This window comes from Acinetobacter terrae, assembly GCF_013004375.1.
Lineage (GTDB): Bacteria > Pseudomonadota > Gammaproteobacteria > Pseudomonadales > Moraxellaceae > Acinetobacter > Acinetobacter terrae.
In genome coordinates this window covers 26,508-48,650 of the sequence record NZ_JABERI010000022.1, presented here as the reverse complement: position 1 = coordinate 48,650, position 22,143 = coordinate 26,508, and the positions used below count along the sequence as shown (strand labels likewise).

The 22,143-nt window shown below is 39.6% G+C and carries 19 protein-coding genes; 10 read left to right on the top strand and 9 right to left on the bottom strand.

The annotated features are described in order from the left end of the window. Window positions 1–19: 19 nt before the first annotated feature. Window positions 20–541 (bottom strand): GspH/FimT family pseudopilin, encoded by a 522-nt coding sequence (locus HLH14_RS09995; protein ID WP_067723650.1) that lies wholly within the window; start codon window positions 539–541, stop codon window positions 20–22. Window positions 542–919: 378 nt separating this feature from the next. Here HLH14_RS09995 and omp38 point away from each other — a divergent pair, with 378 nt between their 5' ends. Next, complete coding sequence (gene omp38, locus HLH14_RS09990; protein WP_067723649.1) at window positions 920–2,077, top strand: outer membrane protein Omp38; 1,158 nt, start codon at window positions 920–922, stop codon at window positions 2,075–2,077. Between the two features lie 140 nt (window positions 2,078–2,217). Continuing rightward, window positions 2,218–3,054, top strand: coding sequence for an alpha/beta fold hydrolase (locus tag HLH14_RS09985; RefSeq protein ID WP_067723648.1), 837 nt, complete (start codon window positions 2,218–2,220; stop codon window positions 3,052–3,054). 53 nt (window positions 3,055–3,107) lie between these two features. Here the strand turns inward: HLH14_RS09985 and HLH14_RS09980 are convergent, their stop codons facing one another. The 3 genes from HLH14_RS09980 to HLH14_RS09970 all read right to left on the bottom strand — a co-directional run bounded on the left by HLH14_RS09980 (window position 3,108) and on the right by HLH14_RS09970 (window position 7,044). After that, window positions 3,108–4,574, bottom strand: coding sequence for an amino acid permease (locus tag HLH14_RS09980; protein ID WP_067723647.1), 1,467 nt, complete (start codon window positions 4,572–4,574; stop codon window positions 3,108–3,110). After that, complete coding sequence (locus tag HLH14_RS09975) at window positions 4,574–5,608, bottom strand: class I SAM-dependent methyltransferase (RefSeq protein WP_067723646.1); 1,035 nt, start codon at window positions 5,606–5,608, stop codon at window positions 4,574–4,576. Before HLH14_RS09975 ends, HLH14_RS09980 begins: the two co-directional genes overlap by 1 nt. Before the next feature lie 65 nt (window positions 5,609–5,673). Further along, complete coding sequence (locus tag HLH14_RS09970; RefSeq protein WP_067723645.1) at window positions 5,674–7,044, bottom strand: uracil-xanthine permease family protein; 1,371 nt, start codon at window positions 7,042–7,044, stop codon at window positions 5,674–5,676. 172 nt (window positions 7,045–7,216) lie between these two features. Here HLH14_RS09970 and typA point away from each other — a divergent pair, with 172 nt between their 5' ends. Both typA and mscL read left to right on the top strand, forming a co-directional pair. Then, window positions 7,217–9,052, top strand: a complete 1,836-nt coding sequence (gene typA, locus HLH14_RS09965; RefSeq protein ID WP_067723644.1) for a translational GTPase TypA — start codon at window positions 7,217–7,219, stop codon at window positions 9,050–9,052. Between the two features lie 226 nt (window positions 9,053–9,278). Then, window positions 9,279–9,716, top strand: coding sequence for a large conductance mechanosensitive channel protein MscL (mscL, locus tag HLH14_RS09960; RefSeq protein WP_067723643.1), 438 nt, complete (start codon window positions 9,279–9,281; stop codon window positions 9,714–9,716). A gap of 255 nt (window positions 9,717–9,971) precedes the next feature. Here mscL and HLH14_RS09955 read toward each other — a convergent pair whose 3' ends face one another. Both HLH14_RS09955 and mutM read right to left on the bottom strand, forming a co-directional pair. Further along, window positions 9,972–10,253, bottom strand: a complete 282-nt coding sequence (locus tag HLH14_RS09955; RefSeq protein ID WP_067723642.1) for a peptidylprolyl isomerase — start codon at window positions 10,251–10,253, stop codon at window positions 9,972–9,974. Then, complete coding sequence (gene mutM / locus HLH14_RS09950) at window positions 10,250–11,104, bottom strand: bifunctional DNA-formamidopyrimidine glycosylase/DNA-(apurinic or apyrimidinic site) lyase (RefSeq protein WP_067723641.1); 855 nt, start codon at window positions 11,102–11,104, stop codon at window positions 10,250–10,252. The genes HLH14_RS09955 and mutM overlap by 4 nt, the downstream gene beginning before the upstream one ends. Window positions 11,105–11,503: 399 nt before the next feature. Between mutM and HLH14_RS09945 the strand changes: the two genes are divergently transcribed. The 4 genes from HLH14_RS09945 (at window position 11,504) to HLH14_RS09930 (ending at window position 17,112) form a co-directional block, all read left to right on the top strand. Beyond that, a complete protein-coding gene (locus HLH14_RS09945) occupies window positions 11,504–12,757 on the top strand; it encodes a carbohydrate porin (protein WP_067723640.1) in 1,254 nt (417 codons plus the stop codon). A 20-nt stretch (window positions 12,758–12,777) separates the two neighbouring features. Beyond that, entirely contained in the window at window positions 12,778–14,970 is a 2,193-nt protein-coding gene (locus HLH14_RS09940) for a TonB-dependent receptor (protein WP_171533032.1), read from the top strand. Between the two features lie 11 nt (window positions 14,971–14,981). Next, the gene (locus tag HLH14_RS09935) at window positions 14,982–16,091 is read left to right on the top strand and encodes an NADH:flavin oxidoreductase/NADH oxidase (RefSeq protein WP_067723638.1); all 1,110 of its coding nucleotides are present in this window, start codon (window positions 14,982–14,984) and stop codon (window positions 16,089–16,091) included. Between the two features lie 94 nt (window positions 16,092–16,185). Further along, window positions 16,186–17,112 (top strand): AEC family transporter, encoded by a 927-nt coding sequence (locus tag HLH14_RS09930; protein ID WP_067723637.1) that lies wholly within the window; start codon window positions 16,186–16,188, stop codon window positions 17,110–17,112. Between the two features lie 75 nt (window positions 17,113–17,187). Here the strand turns inward: HLH14_RS09930 and HLH14_RS09925 are convergent, their stop codons facing one another. After that, the gene (locus tag HLH14_RS09925; protein WP_067723636.1) at window positions 17,188–17,994 is read right to left on the bottom strand and encodes a tetratricopeptide repeat protein; all 807 of its coding nucleotides are present in this window, start codon (window positions 17,992–17,994) and stop codon (window positions 17,188–17,190) included. Window positions 17,995–18,347: 353 nt separating this feature from the next. Between HLH14_RS09925 and HLH14_RS09920 the strand changes: the two genes are divergently transcribed. After that, complete coding sequence (locus HLH14_RS09920) at window positions 18,348–18,599, top strand: hypothetical protein (protein WP_067723635.1); 252 nt, start codon at window positions 18,348–18,350, stop codon at window positions 18,597–18,599. 54 nt (window positions 18,600–18,653) lie between these two features. Here the strand turns inward: HLH14_RS09920 and ygfZ are convergent, their stop codons facing one another. Both ygfZ and HLH14_RS09910 read right to left on the bottom strand, forming a co-directional pair. Further along, the gene (ygfZ, locus tag HLH14_RS09915; RefSeq protein ID WP_067723634.1) at window positions 18,654–19,379 is read right to left on the bottom strand and encodes a CAF17-like 4Fe-4S cluster assembly/insertion protein YgfZ; all 726 of its coding nucleotides are present in this window, start codon (window positions 19,377–19,379) and stop codon (window positions 18,654–18,656) included. Between the two features lie 117 nt (window positions 19,380–19,496). Beyond that, on the bottom strand, window positions 19,497–21,380 hold the full coding sequence (locus tag HLH14_RS09910) for a multicopper oxidase family protein (RefSeq protein WP_228139718.1): 1,884 nt from the start codon (window positions 21,378–21,380) through the stop codon (window positions 19,497–19,499). A gap of 58 nt (window positions 21,381–21,438) precedes the next feature. Between HLH14_RS09910 and HLH14_RS16190 the strand changes: the two genes are divergently transcribed. After that, window positions 21,439–21,738 carry a hypothetical protein gene (locus tag HLH14_RS16190; RefSeq protein ID WP_228139717.1) on the top strand — a complete coding sequence of 100 codons (300 nt, stop codon included), beginning with the start codon at window positions 21,439–21,441 and terminating at the stop codon, window positions 21,736–21,738. Window positions 21,739–22,143: the final 405 nt, after the last annotated feature.

Genomic DNA, 22,143 nt, shown 5'->3' with positions numbered 1-22,143 from the left:
CCTTTAGACTGATAAGTTTTTAGCAGCTCAGTGGATTCTCAATACGGGTATGTCCCATAGGACTAAGAACAATCTTATAATGAGGTTGTTGGTAAATAGAGCAATAATAGAAACTGCCATTTGATCCATTCGGAAGCCCATTTTCAGCTTGAAAAGTTAAGCTGGGAATACTTAACGTACCTCTCCAATCTAAATTTCCATATTTCAGCTCAGTTGATTCTGTAGAGATAATTTTTTCATCAGTATCCGCCTGTCTGTTTTTATTTGTATCTAAAAAGACAATAAAACCTGAATTCCATTGGCTTGCTTGGCAATTCACTTTATTTGGACTGGGACAAATAACGACATTGGTGTGGTGTATAGCAGCATGTGATTTTGCCAATTGAATACTTGAAACCAGTGTGTTGGTAATTTTTTTGATTTCTTGTTTAGCCATTGTTTCGTGAAAAGAAGGTAAGGCTATAGCAGCTATAATCGCTAAAATAGCAAGCGTAACAATGAGCTCAATGAGTGTAAAACCCGTTTTTTGTTTGGAAATCATTAAATTAACCTTGTAATGTATTTTTTTTTAATTGTTTATGTTATTAATATTTTGTTTTTAATGGGTTTTTTTGCGAGTAAGATTTATTACTCAACTTTTAAGAAAGCTGTTAAAATAATCGGCAAGTGACAATAAGCTATTCACAAGAATAAATTGAGTAAAAAATTACCGAATTACAACGGAAATTGTAAGTAATTTTGTCAATAATTTACTTGATTAAAATTATCAAGCACTTGGAAAAAAAATAAAGTGTTTGTATGATTCAAAGTGAATGGCTTAAAAATAAAACTGGGGTATTAGAAAGCCCATCTCAGAATAGCCCAAATTTAGGCTTGAGCTTGAACTTGAAAACAATTGTTATCTCTGGAGGATAATTCCATGAAAATGAGTCGTATTGCATTAGCAATGCTCGTTGCTGCACCTTTGGCTGCTGCTAACGCTGGCGTAACTATTACACCATTAATGCTGGGTTACACTTGGCAAGACACTAAACATAACAATGGTCAATCACAGTTGTTATCTTCTAAACTTGGTCAAGGCGAAATGCAAAGCGATTTATTCGTTGGTGCTGCGCTTGGTGTTGAATTGACTCCATGGTTAGGTTTTGAAGCTGAATACAATCAAGTAAAAGGTGATGTTAATAAATCACTTAACGCAATTGATCTTGACAATTTCCCAGCAGGTTCAACCAAAACTAGCCCAGGTGTGAGTAAAGTTGAAGCTGGTGCTGAGTATAAACAAACTCAAATCAATGGTAACTTCTACGTTACTTCTGATTTAATCACTAAAGATTACGACAGCAAATTTAAACCTTACGTATTAGCTGGTGCAGGTCACTACAAATACAAATTTTCTGGTGTTGATCGTGTAAATCCATCTGGTACGCGTGACCGTGGTAACACTGAAGAAGGTACTTTAGCAAATGCGGGTATCGGTGCATTCTATCGTTTGAATGACGCTTTATCTTTACGTGCTGAAGGCCGTGGTACTTATAACTTCGATGAGCAATTCTGGAACTACACAGCTTTAGCTGGTCTTAATGTCGTTCTTGGTGGTCACTTGAAACCAGCTGCTCCTGTAGTTGAAGTCGCTCCAGTTGAACCTGTAGCTCCAGTTCAACCAGCTCCACAAGAGTTGACTGAAGACCTTAACATGGAACTTCGTGTGTTCTTTGATACAAACAAATCAAACATCAAAGATCAATACAAACCAGAAATTGCTAAAGTTGCTGAGAAGTTAGTTGAATATCCAAACGCTACTGCTCGCATCGAAGGTCACACCGATAACACTGGTCCACGTGCATTGAACGAACGTTTATCTTTAGCTCGTGCTAACTCTGTTAAATCTTCACTTGTAAATGAATACAATGTAGATCCAGCTCGTTTGTCTACTCAAGGTTTCGCTTGGGATCAACCGATTGCTGACAACAACACTAAAGAAGGCCGTGCTATGAACCGTCGTGTATTCGCGACAATTTCTGGTAGCCGTACAGTTGTTGCAGAACCTGCTCAAGAACAAGCTCCAGCAGCTCAATAATTTATTATTGAATTGATATAAAAAAGCAGCCTTAGGGCTGCTTTTTTATATCTGCTACATAAGCATAACTTGTTTAATACACTGTTTTATTTTTATCTTGTTCTAATAAACACCCTAAACAATAAAAAGAGGGTAAAACAATGAGCCAGATGTTAACGACGAAAGATGGTACCTCAATTTATTATAAAGATTGGGGAAGTGGAGCTGTAGTTGTTTTTTCACATGGATGGCCTTTATCGAGTGATGCTTTTGAAGACCAAATGCTATTTTTAGCTGAGCATGGTTATCGGGTCATTGCATTTGATCGGCGTGGACATGGGAGGTCAAGTCAACCTTGGGCTGGACATACCATTGATCAATATGCAGAAGATTTACATCAATTGGTTGAACATTTAAATTTGGATCATTTTGCGTTAGTGGGGCATTCTACGGGTGGGGCGGTAGTCACACGTTATACTGCAAAATATGGACAGCAGAAGGTCACTAAACTTGCGTTGATTGCTGCTGTGACTCCATTAATGATTAAGCGAGATGACTATCCAGACGGCGTTGATCCAGAAGTATTTGATGAAATGCGCGCAAATTTATTGGATAACAGAGCTGATTTTTATCTGGATTTTGCTAAAAAATTTTATGGTTACGATAAATTACTCAATAAAAACTCTGAAGGTGTGGTGCAAAATTTTTGGCGTATTGCTATGCAAGGTTCAATCAAAGCACATTACGATTGTATTGAGGCTTTTTCCGAAACAGATTTACGTGAAGATTTAAAACAGATTACAGTGCCGACTTTGGTGCTTTATGGAACCGCAGATGAAATTGTACCACCCGAAATTTGTAGTCAGCAGGCGGTAAAGCTTCTAAAGCATGGCGTAGAAGAGCAAATTAAAGGGGCGCCGCATGGTTTATGTACTACCCATAAAAATGAAGTTAGTTTTGCTTTAAAACAATTTTTTGCTGAAGATTCATTATTATAGAAATAAAAAAAACAGCCTGAAGGCTGTTTTTTTTATTTAAATAGAATAGAAACTTAATCACGTTCTACGTTCATAGGTTGAACATCCATTTCTTTATATGGAATAAGTTTGGTTTTATATTTCCATTTATAACCTAACCAGATCGCAAGAAATAACGGAATACTGATATAGGTTGAAAGTAAACCTAACCAATCAATTTTTCCACCAATCACTGCTTCATAGTTCTGACCTAGAATAATGATCGAGCAAAGGATAAAAGCAAACCAGGGTGCAAAAGGGAAGAACTTGGCTGTATATGCCAAATCTTCGAGTTTATAGCCTTGTGCTAAATAGCCTTTACGGAAACGGTAATGTGAAATTGCAATGCCTAACCAGACAATAAAACCACACATCCCTGACATGTTGAGCAACCAGTTAAAAACTTCTTGTTCGCCAATAAACGTGGTTAAAAAGCAGAGTGCAGCAATTGCAGTGGTGGCATAAAGCGCATTCATCGGTACGCCACGAGGGTCAAGTTTAGCAAACCATTTTGGTGCGCGTCCCTGACGTGCCATATCAAATAGCATACGGGTGGATGAATACATGCCTGAGTTGCCTGCAGACAATATTGCAGTCAGGATTACCGCATTCATTAAGCTTGCAGCAAAAGCAAAACCTGCTTTTTCATACAACAATGTAAATGGTGAAAGGGTAATGTTGTCGCTTGCAGCAGCTTGTAAAAGACGAGGATCATCATAGGCAACTAAAGTCCCGATGATGAAAATACACACCACATAGAACAATAAAATACGCCAGAAAATTTGCTTAATGGCAACAGGAATAGTTTTTTTAGGATCTTTAGATTCACCTGCGGCAACACCCACCATCTCGGTTCCCTGGAACGAGAAGCCGGCAATCATCGCAACGCCAATCATCGCTTGTAAGCCGCCAACAAAAGGCGCATCGCCTTTGGTCCAGTTGGAGAAAGTGACCATATTCGGTGTCAGCATGATTTTCGCAATCATGGCAATACCAATAATGATAAAGACAATAATCGCAATGACTTTGACGAGAGAGAATAAAAATTCAGTTTCACCAAAGCCTTTGACGGTCAGGGCATTAATACCAAAAATAATGGTAAGGAAAATGGCACTCCAGTAGAAACCTGGAATATCCGGGAACCAGAACTTCATAATAAACTGTACCGCAACCAGTTCAAAAGCAACGGTAATGGCCCAGTTATACCAATAGTTCCAGCCTAAGGCGAAACCAAAACCACCTTCCACATATTTAGTCCCATAGGTGAAAAATGCACCTGAAGTGGGGTTGTGCGTGGCCAGTTCGCCCAAACTCGTCATTAAGAAATAAATCATTAAACCAATAAGAGCATAAGCAAGCAATGCACCACCGGGACCTGCATTGGCAATGGTTGCACCAGAAGCCAAGAATAAACCTGTACCGATGGAACCACCAATGGCGATCATATTAAGATGGCGAGCACCAAGCTTACGCTGTAGGTGTGGTTGATTTGTTTCGCTCATCATTGTTCCTTAACATTTTTTTTCGTGTTGGCGAACAACACTTTAAAGCCTTGTTGGTCTGCTTTAGTCGTACACTGACCAAAATTTTGCTCAATTAAAAGTGGATAATTCAGAAAGCGGTTTGCCACAATCCATAATTCACCGCCCGATTTTAAATGACGTCGTGAAGTTTTACATAAGCTTTCACTGGCGTTGTAATCGGTATGGATGCCCTGATGGAAAGGCGGATTGCTGACGATGGCATGTAAAAATAGCGGCGCATCTTCAATACCCGTCACTGCGGTAATTTCAAGTTGCTCTGGCGAAAGACTATTTTTTTCAAAGGTCATTCGGGTAGAAGCCAATGCAAAAGCATCGACATCCATCGCAAAAATTCGATTTTTCGGATTTAGTTTGGCTAGATAAGCACTGATCACACCCGCACCACAACCAAAGTCAGCAATTTTTCCTGAAGTCACTTGCGATAAAAAAGGCAAGAATACGGCTGTACCTACATCTAGACGATTCTGACTAAACACACCCGGAAGGGCACAAATGGTTAAATCACCATTTGGCGTCGCTACTGTATATTCTTGCGCCCAATCTGCCAAAGCTTTCGCAGTCACTGTAGAGTCAATGGTGACTTGCCACATTTGGCAATGACGTGCGCTGTCGAGTTTTAGTGCTTTGCCATAAGGCTGTAATTGCTTGGCTGCACGTTCGACCCCCGCTTTCTTTTCACCCACCAGGAAGATAGAAGCACCTAGACCTAAACGGCTCACGACATTATGTAAGATGTAATTTAATAATTCTTTTGACTTAGGCACAAAAATGATCGCTTGATCAAAACTGCCTTCAGGAAGGTCGACACCAAAATGTACATTGGCTTGTTGCGACTGAAAATATTGAAACTCATTATAATTCCATGTCCACAAACATGCAGTGATGTCTTTCTCTAAATTGGAAAGTAAGTCATCTGTCGGTGCATTAACAAGTAACACACGTCCAGAAAGATATTCGTGCTGTCGAATGACAACTTCACTTCTTGGATCCATTTTTTATCTCGCCATTGAAAAATTCTGCCCAGACAATGCTGGGCAGAATTGATGCTGAAATGAAATTATTTCTTCGATTCAGGAAGAATAATATTTAATAACAATGCTGCAATACCACCAGTCGCAACACCAGAACTGAAGATGTTACGGAATAACTCAGGCAGGTGTTCAAGAATTTGTGGCACTTGTGCAACACCTAAACCCAATGCCAGCGAGATTGCAATAATCAATAATGCACGGCGGTCTAATTGCACACCTGAAAGGATGTTAATCCCCGAAGCTGCAACAGCACCGAACATCACCATAACAGCACCACCCAGAACGGCTTGCGGAACCGCTTGAATGACACCGGTAACCGCAGGAAGCAAGCCAAGGATCACCAATAATGCGGCAATCCAGATGCCTACATAACGGCTGGCAACACCAGTCAGTTGAATGACACCGTTATTTTGTGCAAATACAGAACTTGGGAAAGTGTTGAAAATACCTGCTAGGAAAGAGTTTGCACCATTTACAAGTACACCACCTTTAATACGTTCCATCCATTTCGGACCGTCTACCGGCTGGTTTGAAATCTTGGAAGTCGCGGTGATATCACCAATCGCTTCTAGTGACGTCACCAGGTAAATAAAGGCCATTGGAATAAACAAACTCCAGGAGAAACTTAATCCAAAGTGCATTGGGGTTGGAATTTGAACAATCGGTGCATCTTTCAAGCCCGAGAAATCAAGATGTCCCATGAAACCGGCAAGAGTATAGCCAATAATTAAGGCAATCAGAATCGCTGAGCTTTTTACCCAGGTAATACGGACACGATTCAAAATGATAATGATCGCCAGTACGGTACATGACATGATCAGGTTATCAGCGTTAGCAAAAGTTTTATCGCCCATGGCTTGATAACCACCACCCATACTAATCAGACCTTCTTTAATTAAGGTCAAACCAATAAGCAGTACAACAATACCTGTAACCAGTGGAGTAATCAGCATTTTCACCCACGGTAAAATGCGTGAAACACCCATTTCAATAAATGAACCTGCAATCACCACACCAAAAATAGAGGCCATTACCGCTTCAACAGGGGTGCCCGCAGCGACCATTGCTGAACCAATACCAATAATTGGACCAATAAAGTTGAAGCTGGTTCCTTGAACAATCAGCAAGCCTGCACCAAAAGGACCGACTTTTTTACATTGTAGAAAGGTTGCAATACCCGAGATCACCAATGACATCGAAAGAATCATGTTGGTGTCTTCTCTTGAAACACCGAGGGCTAAACAAATCAGCAAGCCGGGCGTGACAATTGGGACAATAATTGCAAGTAAATGTTGCAGTGCAGCTAAAAAAGCGATGAATGGTTGAGGACGATCGTTCAATCCATAGACCAAATCAAGGCGATCTTGTTGCTCGGGAGAGTTATTCAAATCAGACATGTAGAAAGGTACAGCAGCAATTTGTCGTTATTCTAATCGAGTTACAGGACATTACAAATGAAAAAAAGAGTGATTTGTCAAAAAAACTTGTAACTGTCAATAAACTGTCACTACTAAAACTTTGTATTTTTCTGTATAATTTGCCCTCAAATTAAATACGCATCGAATTTACATGTCAGATATTAAAACTCTCCGTAACATCGCCATTATTGCGCACGTCGATCATGGTAAAACCACTCTTGTAGACAAACTTTTACAACAATCAGGTGCTCTCGGTGATCGCGCGGGTGAGATCGAGCGTGTCATGGATTCAGGCGCTATTGAAAGCGAACGTGGTATTACCATTCTTGCAAAAAACACTGCAATTAAATGGACTGATGCACGTACTAACACAGAATACCGCATTAACATCGTGGACACCCCGGGACATGCTGACTTCGGTGGTGAAGTTGAACGTGTAATGTCTATGGTTGACTGTGTATTGCTTCTTGTAGACTCACAAGAAGGTCCAATGCCACAAACTCGTTTCGTAACGCAAAAAGCATTCGCACGTGGTTTGAAACCAATCGTAATTATCAACAAAGTTGATAAACCAAGCGCGCGTCCAGACTGGGTAATTGACCAAGTATTTGACTTGTTCGATAACTTGGGTGCTTCTGACGAACAGTTAGACTTCCCAATCGTTTACGCTTCAGGTTTACGTGGTGTTGCTGGTCCTTCTCCAGAAGAACTTGCTGATGACATGACTCCATTGTTCCAAACAATCGTAGACATCGTTGAACCACCAGCAGTTGACGTTGATGGTCCATTCCAAATGCAAGTTTCATCTCTTGACTACAACAGTTTCGTAGGTGTAATCGGTATTGGTCGTATTCAACGCGGTTCAGTGAAATTAAACACTCAAGTAACCGTGATCGACAAAGATGGCAAAACACGTAACGGTCGTATCTTAAAAATCATGGGTTACCATGGTCTTGACCGTGTTGACATCGAAGAAGCAAATGCAGGCGATATCGTTTGTGTAACAGGTATCGATGCACTGAATATTTCTGACACGATTTGTGATCCGAAAAATGTTGAAGCTTTGCCACCATTGTCTGTAGATGAACCTACTGTTACGATGACATTCCAGGTAAACAACTCACCGTTTGCTGGTAAAGAAGGTAAATTTGTAACTTCACGTAACATCCGTGAACGTCTAGACCGCGAATTGATTCACAACGTTGCATTACGTGTTGAAGACACTGATTCTCCAGACCGTTTCAAAGTGTCTGGCCGTGGTGAGCTTCACCTTTCTGTATTGATCGAAAACATGCGTCGTGAAGGCTTCGAGATGGGTGTTTCTCGTCCGCAAGTGATCATGAAAGAAGTTGACGGTCAAATGCAAGAACCGTTTGAAAACGTGACTTTTGACGTTGAAGAACAGCACCAAGGTTTCGTTATGGAACAAATGGGCTTCCGTAAAGGCGAAATGACCAATATGGAAGTAGACGGTAAAGGCCGTATCCGTATTGAAGCAACTGTTCCTTCACGTGGCTTGATTGGTTTCCGTTCGGAATACCTAACCATGACTTCTGGTACAGGGATCATGACGTCAAGCTTCTCGCATTATGGTCCTGCTAAAGCGGGTACTGTGGCGAAACGTCAAAATGGTGTGTTGATTTCTATGGTTCAAGGTGTATGTCTTGGCTATGCGTTATTCACACTGCAAGACCGTGGTCGTCTATTCGCTAAACCACAGTTAGAAGTTTATGAAGGTATGATCGTAGGTATTAACTCACGTTCTGACGACATGGCTGTTAACCCGACTAAAGCGAAACAGTTAACCAACGTACGTGCATCTGGTACAGATGAAGCGTTAACGTTAGTGCCTGCAATTGAATACACGCTTGAACAAGCGCTTGAATTCATTGAAGATGACGAATTAGTTGAAGTAACACCTAAATCGATCCGTATCCGTAAACGTTGGTTGACTGAAGGCGAACGTAAACGTAATCGCGGTAAATAAGATTTAAAATAATTTTGCTCCTTGTGAGCAAGCTTATGAAAAAATGCTATCAATTTATTGGTAGCATTTTTTTTGTTTACAATTAGCAATTTAATATATTAAAAATAAATAATTCCAAGTAAATTAGAGGGAATTATGAGCTGTGATAAACGCATTACAGCGTGATACGGTTCTCAAAATATTTTAATGAAGAAAGAATAGCTTTAAAGATAAACTGGAGAAAGATATGAGTATTGTTCAAGAATTTAAAGAATTTGCCATTAAAGGCAATATGATGGATTTAGCGATTGGTGTCATCATTGGTGGCGCTTTCGGTAAAATCATTGATTCATTGGTTAAAGACATTATTATGCCTTTAATTACCGTCATTACAGGTGGTGGAGTCGATTTTACGCAAAAATTCTTTGTATTAGGAGATAACCCAGATAATTTACAATCTTTAGATGCCTTAACTAAGGCAGGTGTAAACGTACTGACTTACGGTAACTTTTTAACAATTTTAATTAACTTCTTAATCTTGGCCTGGGTCGTATTCTTGTTGGTTAAATTTATGAACCGTTTACGTAAACAGGAAGGCCCAGTTGAGGAAACTCCGACAACACCAGCCGATATCGAATTGCTGCGCGAAATTCGTGATGAATTGAAAAAACGTCCACCACTGTAATTTTATTTATATAAAAAACGGCATCTTGAGATGCCGTTTTTATTTGTGATTTACCTCTCCCTAACCCTCTCCTAAGAGGAGAGGGAACATCCATTTATAAAACACAGATAAGTTAATTTTATAATGAAAACTCCCTCTCCCTATGGGAGATGAGTAGCACTGCTGCGCAAGGGGTGAGGGGTCACGAATAGATCTTTTTCCTTGAGAAATATTTTCCTCGCTTCCTAAAAGGAGAGAGAATTTAAACCATTAGGCTTAATCCATCCGAAACTTAATTTCGAGCAAATGCCAGCCAAACTGACTTTTGATTGGGCCGTGTAATTCACGCTCTGGCAAGGTAAATACAGCTTTATCAATTGGGCCAACTAACTGACCTTTTTTAATCTCTCCAAGTTCACCGCCTTTTTTACCTGATGGACAAGTCGAATGCTGTTTGGCAATTTTGGCAAAATCTGCGCCGGCTTTAATTTTCTTTTTTAGCTGTTCACACAGCTCTTTATCTTTGACTAAAATATGACGGACGATGGCAGATTTCATGCTTTATTCCCTTTAGATGGAGTCTTGGTCGCTATTTTAACTTTTTTTAAAGGCTGACACTGCGGACAAAATACACTAGCGCGTTGTCCAAGCTTTAAATTTTCCAAAGTAGTTTCACAGTTTACGCACATCTCGCCAGCACGACCATAAGCCAACAGGGTTTGCTGGAAATAACCATTTTCACCCATCGCATTACTATAGTCACGTAGGGTAGAACCACCTAAATCAATGGCTTGCTTTAAAATTCGTTTAACTTCGATGACCAATTTTTCAATTTGATCAGGTGTCAAACTTGATGCGGGTTGAGCGGGGTGAATGCCTAAATTGAACAGGCTTTCGGTGGCATAGATATTTCCAACACCGACTACAATATGATTGTCCATAATGGCCACTTTGGCAGCGACATTTTTCTTTTTAAATTTTTCCGCTAAATATTCAGCATTGAAGGCTTCACTTAAAGGTTCTGGTCCTAAAGTATCAATCAGCTTGCTTTGTGAGTTGGGATCCAACCATAAAATACAGCCGAAACGACGCGGATCATGATAACGCAATTCTAAATCTTCAAACTGAATGATCAAATGATCATGCTTGCGCAATTCTGTATCGGCATCACAAAGACGAAAACTGCCAGACATACCGAGATGCCAGAGCATGGTGTCGTGTTCAAATTCCGCCAAAATATATTTGGAACGGCGGGTGAGTTTCAGTAATTTCTGTCCCACCAACTTTTCTATATTTTCAGGAATGGGCCAGCGTAAACTAGGCTGATGCACTTCAACTCTTAGGACTTTTTGGTCAATTAAAGGCAATAAACTGGTTTTGGTGGTTTCAACTTCTGGTAATTCGGGCATGTTGGATTCTAGTGTGAGTAGATAAAGCTAATATCGGGTTGCAAGGGCTTGAATGCAAGTTTTTATTTTGAATGGAAATAGGCAAAAAAAATAACTTAATCTATAAATATATATCTTTAAAATTGGTTGAAAATATATCAATTGGTCTAATTTTTAAATGCCATTTTTAACAAACGTAATTATTTTTTAAATTGAATGTTTTTAGTTAATACATTGAAAAATATTAATATATTTAATATTAATTAAACTTATTGTTATTTGTTTTACTTTATATATAACTTTTTGTTTTTTCTATAATAAAAAAATTGATGAGATTAATGTGTAAAAGTTATGTAATTTTCACACAATATATACAATTTATTTAATTGTAGTCTCTCGAATGTTGCTGTGGTTTTCCTTATGAAAAAATTTAGTCTGGCTTTATTACCCACCTTGATGTTAGTTGCCATGACACAAACTCACGCTGAAAATGCTTTTGATCCAAATGGTCAATATTTATTGGGTGACTGGAACGGTAAACGTACTGAACTTGCTGGGCAAGGGGTGAAATTTGATGCCAATATTGCGGCTGATGCTGCCTATTTAGCAGATGGAGGGCGTGATGAGGGGAATGATGCGACTGTAGCGAGCCAATTGTGGTTAGGCTCAACTTTCGATATGGAAAAACTCGCAGGTTGGGATGGCGTGACTATTCGTGCTGCGGTGAGTGCACGTCAAGGGCAAAGTACCACAGTTGATGATTTACAAGGTGAGGTACCGCAACTTGCAAACGTTCAGGCAAACTATGGCCGTGGGAATCAAAAAACACGTTTAAGCGAATTGTCGATTGAAAAGAATTTCAAAGCGCAAGGCGTGAGTGTCAAAGTCGGTCGTTTAGGTCTGGGTATGGACTTTAACGTGATGGCCTGTGATTTCCAAAGCACGGCATTTTGTGCAGCACAAATGGGGAAATGGCAAGGTAATATCTGGATGAACACGCCTGTTTCACAATGGGGTGGTCGTGTGAAATATCAGGTGACTCCTGAAGTGTTTACTCAAGTTGGTGTATATGAATACAACCCTGAAAATGCTTTAGAGCGTCATGGCTGGAACCTGGATACCGACAATGCTGATGGGGTAACGATTCCAGTTGAAGTGGTATGGCAACCTAAATCATTGGTGAATGGTTTTCCGGGTAGCTACCGTGTAGGTGGAATATATAACACTGCAGATGAAGCTAAAAATCAATATGATGTTGCTTATGCAAAAGGCACTGTTGGCGAAGACCGTACCTATGCTGGCTGGTTGGCAGTAGAACAACAATTGACATCGACGGGTTCAGGTAAACAAGGTTTGCATAGCTTTGCTAACTTTACCTGGCATGACCGTACCACCAATAAAGTGGATAATTCACAACAAATCGGTGTGAAATATATTGGCCTATTTGATTCTCAGCCAAATGACATTTTAGGTCTGGGTGTCAACCGTATACACGTGAATGACCGTGTTGCGTTTAATGCCAGTGCTGAATACAATGTTGAATTGAACTACAGCTATTACCCAACCAAATGGTTAATGCTTCGTCCGAATATTCAATATGTTATTAACCCGGGTGCGACAAATAACCTAGACGATGCCTTGGTACTTGGTTTAAGCTCTAAAGTATTATTCTAATATGAAATAGAGAACAGCCTATGCAAGGTAAATATCACCTGATGCCCATCAATATGACTTTACTTTGCCTGACGGCATGTATCTGCCAAAACCTATATGCTGAAACAGGTTCTACGGAACCTGTTTTGTTGCCCACCTTAAAAATTGAAGCGACACGTACAGATACAGACTGGTTGCAAACACCGGCTTCGGTGTATCGAATCGATCAAAATAAAAATGAAAATAATCTAGGGGTGAATTTATCTGAAACCTTAAAAGGTGTTCCCGGCTTACAACTGAATAACCGTGAAAATTATGCACAAGATTTACAAATCTCGATGCGAGGATTTGGTGCACGTTCAACTTTTGGGGTGCGTGGCATTCGCTTATATGTCGATGGTATTCCTGCAACCATGCCTGATGGTCAGGGACAAACCTCAAATATTGATTTAAGTAGTTTGGATCATATTGAAGTATTGGGTGGACCATTTTCATCGCTTTACGGTAACTCTTCTGGCGGTACGATTTTAACCACCACTAAAGAAGGTGAGGGCCGTGACTCTATCCAGTTAGGTTACTCGAGGGGTAGTCATAACAAAGGTCGTGCAGATATTGTTTTGCAAGGTGGGACAGATCAAGCCAATGAACCGAGTTATGTCATCAGTTCTTCTTATTTTGATACCGATGGCTACCGTGAGCATAGCGCTGCCAAAAAAGTGTTAAGCAATGCCAAACTCACTTGGGATTTGGATGACGGTTCTAAAGTGAACTGGATTGTAAATCATGTCGATATTAATGCCGATGATCCACAAGGTTTGACCCGAGTTCAATGGAAAGCTAACCCTAAACAACAAGTTCCATTTTTAAAACAGTTTGATGTACGTAAAGAAATTAATCAGACTCAAACAGGTCTGACTTGGTCGAAACCAATTAATGATCAGCATGAAATATACGGTATGGTCTATGCAGGACACCGTGAAGTAACACAGTACCAATCGATTCCTAAAGGAGTGGCCTCTCCCGATTTAGGATTGGATGATAATGGAAATCCTCAGCCTTCCACATCGCAAATGAACCCGCGTCATGCTGGTGGTGTGATTGATTTTAGCCGTGATTATTACGGTACAGATTTACGTTGGACAGGAAAAGATTTGCTGCCAAATACTCGTTTGACCGCAGGACTGGCCTTTGATTATATGGATGAAAACCGTCAAGGTTATGAAAATTTTGATGCCAATAATCAGTTTGGGGTAAAAGGGAATTTACGTCGTGATGAGAAAAATACTCTTTGGAATTTAGATCCATATTTGCAAGCGTCTTGGAGCTTTTTACCCAATTGGACTTTAGATACTGGTCTTCGTTATAGCAATGTGCATTATGAGTCTAAAGATGCTTATTTCAAAGCAGCCGAATATTCTGCTGATCAAGATAATGGTGATGACAGCGGAAAAACAGATTATGACAAAGTTTTGCCATCAGCTGCTTTAACTTGGAAAATCAATGATCAGCTCAATGCCTATGCAAGTTATGCCAAAGGTTTTGAAACACCAACTTTTACAGAAATGGCTTATTCGAAAAATGATGGAATGAATTTTGATTTAAAACCTGCAACTAGTGATAAATATGAACTGGGTTTAAAAAGTCAAAATCAACTAGGAAATTTCACTGCCGCAATTTTCCAAAGCAATACTCAAGATGACATTGTTTCTGCTGGAACTGAAAACGGTCGTGCGACTTATCGTAATGCCGATAAAACTTTACGCAAAGGGCTAGAGCTGTCCTGGAATAAAAATCTATGGCGTGATTTGACTGCTCAAGCCAGTTATAGTTTTATCGATGCTACTTTTGATTCAGACATTTCCAATACTGATCCTGCAAAGGTTGTGGCGAAAGGGAATTATATTCCGGGTGTCGCTAAGAATCAGGCTTTTGTCGCTTTGGCTTGGCAACCTGAAACGGGCTTTAATGCCGGACTGGATGTTCGCTATATTGATAAATTATATGTCGATGACATCAATTCTGATGCTGCGCCAAGCTATACCTTAACCAGTGCCAATGTGGGTTATGTCTGGAAAAATGCAGACTGGAAAGTGCGTACTTTTGCCCGAGTCGATAATCTCTTTGATGAAGATTATGTGGGTTCCATTATTGTCAATGACGGGAATGGCCGTTTCTTTGAACCAGCAGATGGTGTGAACTGGAGCGCAGGTTTAAGCCTAACTAAAGCATTTTAAGGAGAATAAGTGTGTCTTTATTATTTGAATCAATTCAATTTGGCTCTTTAAAACTTGATAATAAAATTGTGATTGCACCGATGTGCCAGTATTCAGCAACTGAACAGGGCGAAGTGACTTATTGGCATGAGCAGCAATGGGCAAACTACGCTCTATCAGGTGCGGGCTTATGCATTGTCGAAGCGACAGCGGTACAGCCTGAAGGGCGTATCAGTTATGCAGATTTAGGTTTGTGGAATGATATTCAGCGCGATCAGATCAAAACATTATTGACAAAAATAAAGACACTTTCGCCTATGCCTTTTGCCATTCAGTTAGCGCATGCTGGCCGTAAAGCCTCTACCGATAAACCTTGGGATGGAAAAGGTCAATTTAAGCCGGAAGAAGCCCATGGCTGGCAAACTGTTTCTGCCAGTGATCTGCCATTTAACCCAACCGATCACCCACCGCATGCGCTGAGTCAAGATGAAATCCAAAAAGTGATTCAGGACTTTGCTGATGCAGCTGTTCGTGCCGTTGATGCGGGTTTTGATTTAATTGAAGTACATGCAGCACATGGTTATTTACTGCATCAATTTATGTCGCCACTGTCGAACAAGCGTAGCGACGAATATGGTGGCAGTTTTGAAAACCGTATTCGTTTAACCCTTGAAGTTTTTCAGGCGATGAAAAATGCTGTACCTCATGATTATCCAATTGGGGTGCGTATTTCCGCAACCGACTGGATGAATGGACAAGACAGTTGGGGTGTGGATTCTTCTGTCGGTTTATCAAAAGCTTTAGAACAGTTGGGTGCAGTGTACATCCATGTTTCAAGTGGCGGCCTGCATGCAAAGCAAGAAATTAAAATTGGTGCCAATTATCAGGTGCCTTTTGCTGAAGCAGTAAAGAAAGTGGTTCACATTCCAGTGATTGCAGTGGGAATGATTACAGAAGCCCAGCAAGCTGAAAATATTTTAAAATCCGAGCAAGCCGATGCAATTGCTCTGGCTCGCGCCATGCTTTATGAACCACGTTGGCCTTGGCATGCTGCGGCAGCATTGGGTGCGAATATCGAAATTGCACCCCAGTATTTACGCTGTCAGCCGCATGGGCTGAAAGAGCTGTTTAAAGCCTTTTAATTTCATCAATTTTGCAACTGCCATCAACGTTTATATATGAGCACCAAGGTTCATATATTTCGTTGATCGTTCATTTTTACAGGACATTTTTAATATGGTCTTTGCGGTCATTGTACCTATCTTTTTTCTATTGGCTTTAGGTTATTTGTCCGTAAAACTGCAACTTTTAACCAAAGAACAGGTCAATGCGATCGGTGCTTTTGTCATTAAAATCGCATTACCTGCTTTATTCTTCCAGTCTTTGGCTTCAAAAGATTTACGTGAAATCTGGTATCCGGAATATTTCTTTATTTATACCGGTGTGACTTTCATTTTATATATTTCAGCATTTTTTATTGTTTCGCAGTATTTCAAAAACAATCACTCTCAGTCATCGGTTTTGTCCTTAGGCGCTGCGATGTCCAATACCGGACTCATTGGTACAGCAGTGTTGTCTTTGTTGATGGGACATCGGGCAATGACTTACACCTCTTTAGTGGTGATTATTGAAAGTGTCCTGCTTATTCCAGCGGTTTTGATTTTGGCAGAATTGGGTACCCGGCAAAAGGCAAATGTTGCAGTCATTGTTAAAAGTACATTATTGACCTTATTAAAAAATCCATTGTTTATGGGGGTCATGCTGGGGATTGCTTGTGCTGTTTTTCAGATACCTATTCCTGAACGGTTAGATCAGGTCTTGTTACTGTTGGGACAAACTGCATCACCTCTGGCGTTATTTTCCATTGGCGGCGGCATTGTTGGCCTAACCTTAAAATATGTAAATGTGCAGAGCTGGTATCTGGTAATTTCCAGTAACTTGATCATGCCTTTACTGATGTTTTTAGGATTAACGTATTTAACTGATGTTAGTCAGGAAATGGTCTATGCCGGGACAATTATTGCGGCCTTACCGATGCCGACCATTTTTGGAATGTTAGGCCAGGCCTATGGATTGAATGAAAAAACCTTAACACCATTGCTGATGAGTACAATTTTAGGCTTTGTGGTGACCAGTATTTTAATTAGCGTGTGGTGGGCTTAATTTTTTAAATATCTGTAATATTTATCAAGCTCATAAAAAAGCCCCTAATTTAGAGGCTTTTTTATTGGAGAAAATTTAACTTTTCTTTGCAGCTTTTGCTGGAGTTTTCGCTTGTTCAGCAATCATTTTGTCCACTACCGCTAAAGATTCTTTGGCTTGCGGGATATTTTCTTTTGCCAGGGTAGAGAAAATCTTTTTCGCTTCAGGCAGGTTTTGCGGAACAATGTTGCCATTCGCAAACATATTTCCCACCGCCATCAAGGCTGGAATATAGCCTTTTTGCGCTAAGTCCTGAATACTTTTTAAACCTTGTTTAATCGGAGCTTCATTTTTATTTTTAAAACCCTGACTAATGTCATATAAAGCTTTGGCATGAATCGCTTGATAGTTATCTTTTTTAATTAAAGGATTTAATTTTTGCAATGCCAATTTATCTGAAGCAGGTGTACCTTCAGCAAAAAGTAACACGGCTAAATCGACAGTCGCATCAGCAAACCCTTGGGCAGATGCTTTTTCTAAATATTGTTTGGCTTTTTTAGTGTCTTGTTTAAGACCTAAAGTGCCTCCTATATAGTTTTTACCCAATACATAGTTGGCAACGGGATAGCCTTTGCTTGCAGACTCTTCGTACAGCTTAATCGCTTTTTTCTCATCTTTGGCTGTACCTTGACCGGTTTGAGTCAGATAGCCTAAGTTATAAATGGCTTGAGGGTTACCCGCTTTGGCCAATTTTTCCAGTTCTTGGTATGCACCCTTCATATTATTGGCTTTAACCAATGCTTCAATTTTGGTAAATGCAGGATCAACAGAGTTGGTTGCCATTTCTGCCATTGCAAGATGTGAAGATAAGGCGATGATGCTAGCAAGTATAATTTTTTTCATAGTTTTAAAACCTTTTTATAAACATGCACATAATTCCATTTATGTGTTTAAGAATGTATGTGGAAGACTCAATACAACATCATAAGTTTAATTATGTGAATGTAAATATATGATTTGTGTATTGCAATAAAATTTTGTTGATATTTGCATAATAAGTGCTTAAGTAAATAGTGAGCAGCTTAAATCAGCCTTAAGTGCTTATCGGTTTTAGCATGAATTGTTTTTCTATAGTTAAGATTTTTGCTTAAAAAGTGAAATTTCATGCCATAAAAAGGCGTAGAGAAAGCAACTACACTTTGCTTTTTCGTCAATGTTTGTTTAAATCGCGGCTGAATAAAATTGTGAGTATATGAATGTTCATCAAAGGTATTAAACGGGCATATGATCAGATTAATTTGGATGAAACTATTCCAGATGAAGACAAATTTGATGCATTGTTGATGAAATTAGGCAAAAACTTTTTGGTGAGCAAAGAAGACCGTGTTTATATCTTTGAACATGAGGGAAAGACTGCGCGTATTGATGCAAAACATGCGCGTGCATTCCATTTTAAAGAATATGTCATTAAAGACATGAACAAACTTTTTCACGATTTTAATTTGTGATTGAAAAAGCCTCCAATTTTGGAGGCTTTTTAATGATGTTTCTAAACTTGAATATTATTGCGGGCGTGCTACATCGCCATTTAAAGCTTCTGGTAAATCTACAACTTGTAATCCTAGTTCTTCTAGTGCCGCAGGTTTTGCAACAACAAGTGCTTTAAAACCACCATCAATCGCAATGCTATTCACCACTTCTACATCATTGCTCAATTTACTTGCAACAGCAGGGGTGTCACCTGTACCTTGAACCAGATGCAACCAGTGTTTTGGTTTGGCTTTAAACCAAAGACGCGCAATAATTTCCTGGCCCAAATAACAGCCTTTGTCGTAATGAACGCCTTCACGTTGATGCAAACGAAGTTCTTGCGGTTGGAACTCTTGTGAAGTTGCTGCTTCAATCCAAGCCTGACCTGCTTCAATGGCTTGAAGTTGCCAAGCTGCAATATCGGTTTCAGTGGTAGAAAAATCGGTAGTATCGCCATTTAGAATAGGGAAAACTTGACCGACTTGTTCTAGCTTCATTTTTGAAAATGCACCAAACTTTTTAATGTGTTTGGAAAATTCTTCAGCCTGATCTTGAGTCGTCACGATTTCAAAACTTTCTGCATTGATTTTTTTGAGCCATAAACCAAACAGAATACGGCCTTTTAAACTACAGATTGCTGTATAGCGAGTCAGGTTTTCTGCTAAGGCTTCGGTATTTAAAGTCACTTGACCTTGAAGGAATTTTTGCGCATCTACACCATTTAAAGTGAATGATGTAAAAGCAGTAGACGTTGTCATGCTTGGCCTCAGTTTCAATACCACAAATCAATCAAGCTATTGTGCAGCAAGCACTAAACAGAGGCAAATAAAAAAGCCAACAATATAAATTGCTGGCTTTTGTGGAACAGAGATGAATTAGTGGTGAGAGGATGTTGGTAGCGGTGAATTACAAGGGAATTTGCCTCCACAGACTCGCACGGTTTCCATCATCCCTTGATCTTCATGGTCGAGGATATGGCAGTGTTGTACGAAATCGCCTTCAAACTTCTTGTAATGGCTTCTGACAATCACTCGATAACCTTGTTTCACAAAGATAGTATCTTTGAACTGTCCTTTTAAACCCCGGTACTGCACGTCATCCAGATTATTGTCATTTGGATCTGGTGCAGTATCACTGACATCAATCTCCTTATCGCCTACAGTTTTTAAAATTTTGACAATCTGGAAAGGGTTGACGTGGATGTGGAAAGGATGCCCAGCAAGATCACTCGTCAGTTCCCATTCATCAATTTTCCCAATTTGTAATTGACGGACATACTCACCTTCAACGGCACCTTCTCCATCAAAGAAATCTCCAAAACTTATTGGCGGGATTGTAGGAGGGGATACATCCTCTTTAATATGGCGGAATCCAAATTTAATACCTCCAGGCCCAAAGGAAAGAGAAAGTGCGGAGAATTGCTGTGGTCTGTTTTCAATCACTTTATCCACTTCTGCAGTCATCAGTGATGCATGATCTGTAAATGCAGAAAGATTATGTTGAGATAATTGAGTCTGAATTTCTTTGCTTAAACCCATTTTTTGCGCCTGATCTTTCAGATATTGGGCAGCAGTTTGTTGCTTTAATTTGCTGGCATTCACATTGACCCATCCAATCAGTTGAGCATTTAACGGATTGCCTGGCGCGAGTTGTGGTGTCGTTTGTCCCGTCGACAAAGGTGCATTGATTTGATCATCCACATTTAATTTAGTGTCATAAATACAATATTTATTGGTGGTCGGGAAGGCAACCATAGCATCGTGACGATAACCGGGTTGGAATACAGAAAGCGTTCTGGTTTGTACCTGATTCATGGTTAAGCCATCTTGAGCAATGGTATTAACAGTTAAACTTTTTAGCTTGTCAAATTCTGCTTTTTTGTCAGTGGTTTGATATTCTGAACAAGCTTTAATGGTTTGTTCGGCAGTATATTTTTTAGAGTCTGGAAGCTCTTTAATCATTAAGCCAATGGTATCTCGAACACCACCATGAATCATACGCCAGCGATTAAATTGATTCTGTTCTACTTTCATTTCGCCTAAGACTTTGCCATTGATAGAGGTGTAATATAAGCCTGCTCCCCAAGATCCGGGATTAGCAAGACCAACATAATCTTCCAGAATACCGGGGATACACTTATCATCATCTAACTCGGTACATTTTTTATATTGAATTTGTTGGAACAACACAATTTTTTCATTCTGATAGCTGTTTTTGGCTTTGTCTTTCCACAGAATGTCCATGTCTCCGGTTTCGGTGATTTTGCCATTTTTAACTTTTGGCACTCTGGAACCTTCGACAATGAGAGCACCTGCCATACCACTAGAAACCTGAATGGCAGTTGAGCCATGCAGATGTGCATGATACCAATAGGTACCCGCTGGGTGGTTGGGTTCCATTTTGAACTGATAGTCAAATTTTTCTTGAGGTTTAAATTTCAGGAAAACATTATCACTGTTGCCTTGGGGACTAACCCAGAAGCCATGGGTGTGTATGTTGGTGGTGCTAAAACAATGCGGCTCGTTGACATTATCCATTTTATCTGGACAGGTCTCTTTCGACTCAGCTGGAAGCTGGTTATTTAAATTGATTTGAAGCGTTTCACCTTGTTTTACCCGAATCTGTGGACCTACCAGAATATCCTCGGCATATGCTTTCTTTTTATCAAATAAACTTGGTTTGGTTAAATATCCACGTAAAAATACAGGATCCCATAATTTGGTATTGGGGTTATATAATTTATTAAGTTTATAAGCCACGATAAGTTCGTGCTTGCCCTTGGCATTTTTTTGTAATAAGGGCGGGTTACTAATCACAGTGTCCGATGCTGTTGGAACGGGATGTGATGGTTTAGGCGGGTTGGATGGATGTGATGGGTTGGATGGATTTGAAGGATTAGAGGGATGCGAAGGATTAGAGGGATTTTTACCTCCATTCCAACTCGATATCAATACTGCTATAACCGCAGCGATGACTCCAATAATAGCTATCTGTAACATTTTATTTCACCTTTATCTTTTTTTTGTACTTGGATTATTTTTAGAAGAACAAAATTTTAATTGTTTAATGCTTCTTAACTATATTGAGAACCAGCTCACTAAAAAAGAGGGTGTTTAAAAGATACGACGAGTGACAAACATGCTTAAAAGGACGTTTTAAAGGTGAGAGTAAAATAATTTTATGAAAATCATCTTATATTTTTAAAAAACAAGTTTAGAAATACTAAACTATGCATGTAAATGAGAAAATTTTAAGTAACATAATAAAAGTACAACTTAAGGTTGTTTTTTATCCTAAAAAACATATCTAATACTAAAGAATGAGGCTGATTTCCCGCTATTTTTCCCAAAAAAGCATCTTTAGAGCAAATATTCCAATGCTTGTGTAACTAAATATTTCAAAAATAGGGGTTTGGTAGGTTAAGTTTATGAAATATATAAGATTTGGGAAATGGCTTTTTCACAGCGTACAATGCCATCGAAACGATTGTGATTCGTCAACAACAATTACGTAGTAAAGAAA

Excerpts from the sequence above, each read along its gene's own strand:
- HLH14_RS09925 (WP_067723636.1), bottom strand. The coding sequence starts at position 17,994 with ATGAAAAAAATTATACTTGCTAGCATCATCGCCTTATCTTCACATCTT.
- omp38 (WP_067723649.1), top strand. The coding sequence starts at position 920 with ATGAAAATGAGTCGTATTGCATTAGCAATGCTCGTTGCTGCACCTTTG.
- HLH14_RS09980 (WP_067723647.1), bottom strand. The coding sequence starts at position 4,574 with ATGAGCGAAACAAATCAACCACACCTACAGCGTAAGCTTGGTGCTCGC.
- HLH14_RS09945 (WP_067723640.1), top strand. The coding sequence starts at position 11,504 with ATGAAAAAATTTAGTCTGGCTTTATTACCCACCTTGATGTTAGTTGCC.
- mutM (WP_067723641.1), bottom strand. The coding sequence starts at position 11,104 with ATGCCCGAATTACCAGAAGTTGAAACCACCAAAACCAGTTTATTGCCT.
- HLH14_RS09970 (WP_067723645.1), bottom strand. The coding sequence starts at position 7,044 with ATGTCTGATTTGAATAACTCTCCCGAGCAACAAGATCGCCTTGATTTG.
- HLH14_RS09930 (WP_067723637.1), top strand. The coding sequence starts at position 16,186 with ATGGTCTTTGCGGTCATTGTACCTATCTTTTTTCTATTGGCTTTAGGT.
- typA (WP_067723644.1), top strand. The coding sequence starts at position 7,217 with ATGTCAGATATTAAAACTCTCCGTAACATCGCCATTATTGCGCACGTC.
- HLH14_RS09955 (WP_067723642.1), bottom strand. The coding sequence starts at position 10,253 with ATGAAATCTGCCATCGTCCGTCATATTTTAGTCAAAGATAAAGAGCTG.
- HLH14_RS09975 (WP_067723646.1), bottom strand. The coding sequence starts at position 5,608 with ATGGATCCAAGAAGTGAAGTTGTCATTCGACAGCACGAATATCTTTCT.
- HLH14_RS09920 (WP_067723635.1), top strand. The coding sequence starts at position 18,348 with ATGTTCATCAAAGGTATTAAACGGGCATATGATCAGATTAATTTGGAT.
- HLH14_RS09995 (WP_067723650.1), bottom strand. The coding sequence starts at position 541 with ATGATTTCCAAACAAAAAACGGGTTTTACACTCATTGAGCTCATTGTT.
- HLH14_RS09940 (WP_171533032.1), top strand. The coding sequence starts at position 12,778 with ATGCAAGGTAAATATCACCTGATGCCCATCAATATGACTTTACTTTGC.
- HLH14_RS09985 (WP_067723648.1), top strand. The coding sequence starts at position 2,218 with ATGAGCCAGATGTTAACGACGAAAGATGGTACCTCAATTTATTATAAA.
- mscL (WP_067723643.1), top strand. The coding sequence starts at position 9,279 with ATGAGTATTGTTCAAGAATTTAAAGAATTTGCCATTAAAGGCAATATG.
- ygfZ (WP_067723634.1), bottom strand. The coding sequence starts at position 19,379 with ATGACAACGTCTACTGCTTTTACATCATTCACTTTAAATGGTGTAGAT.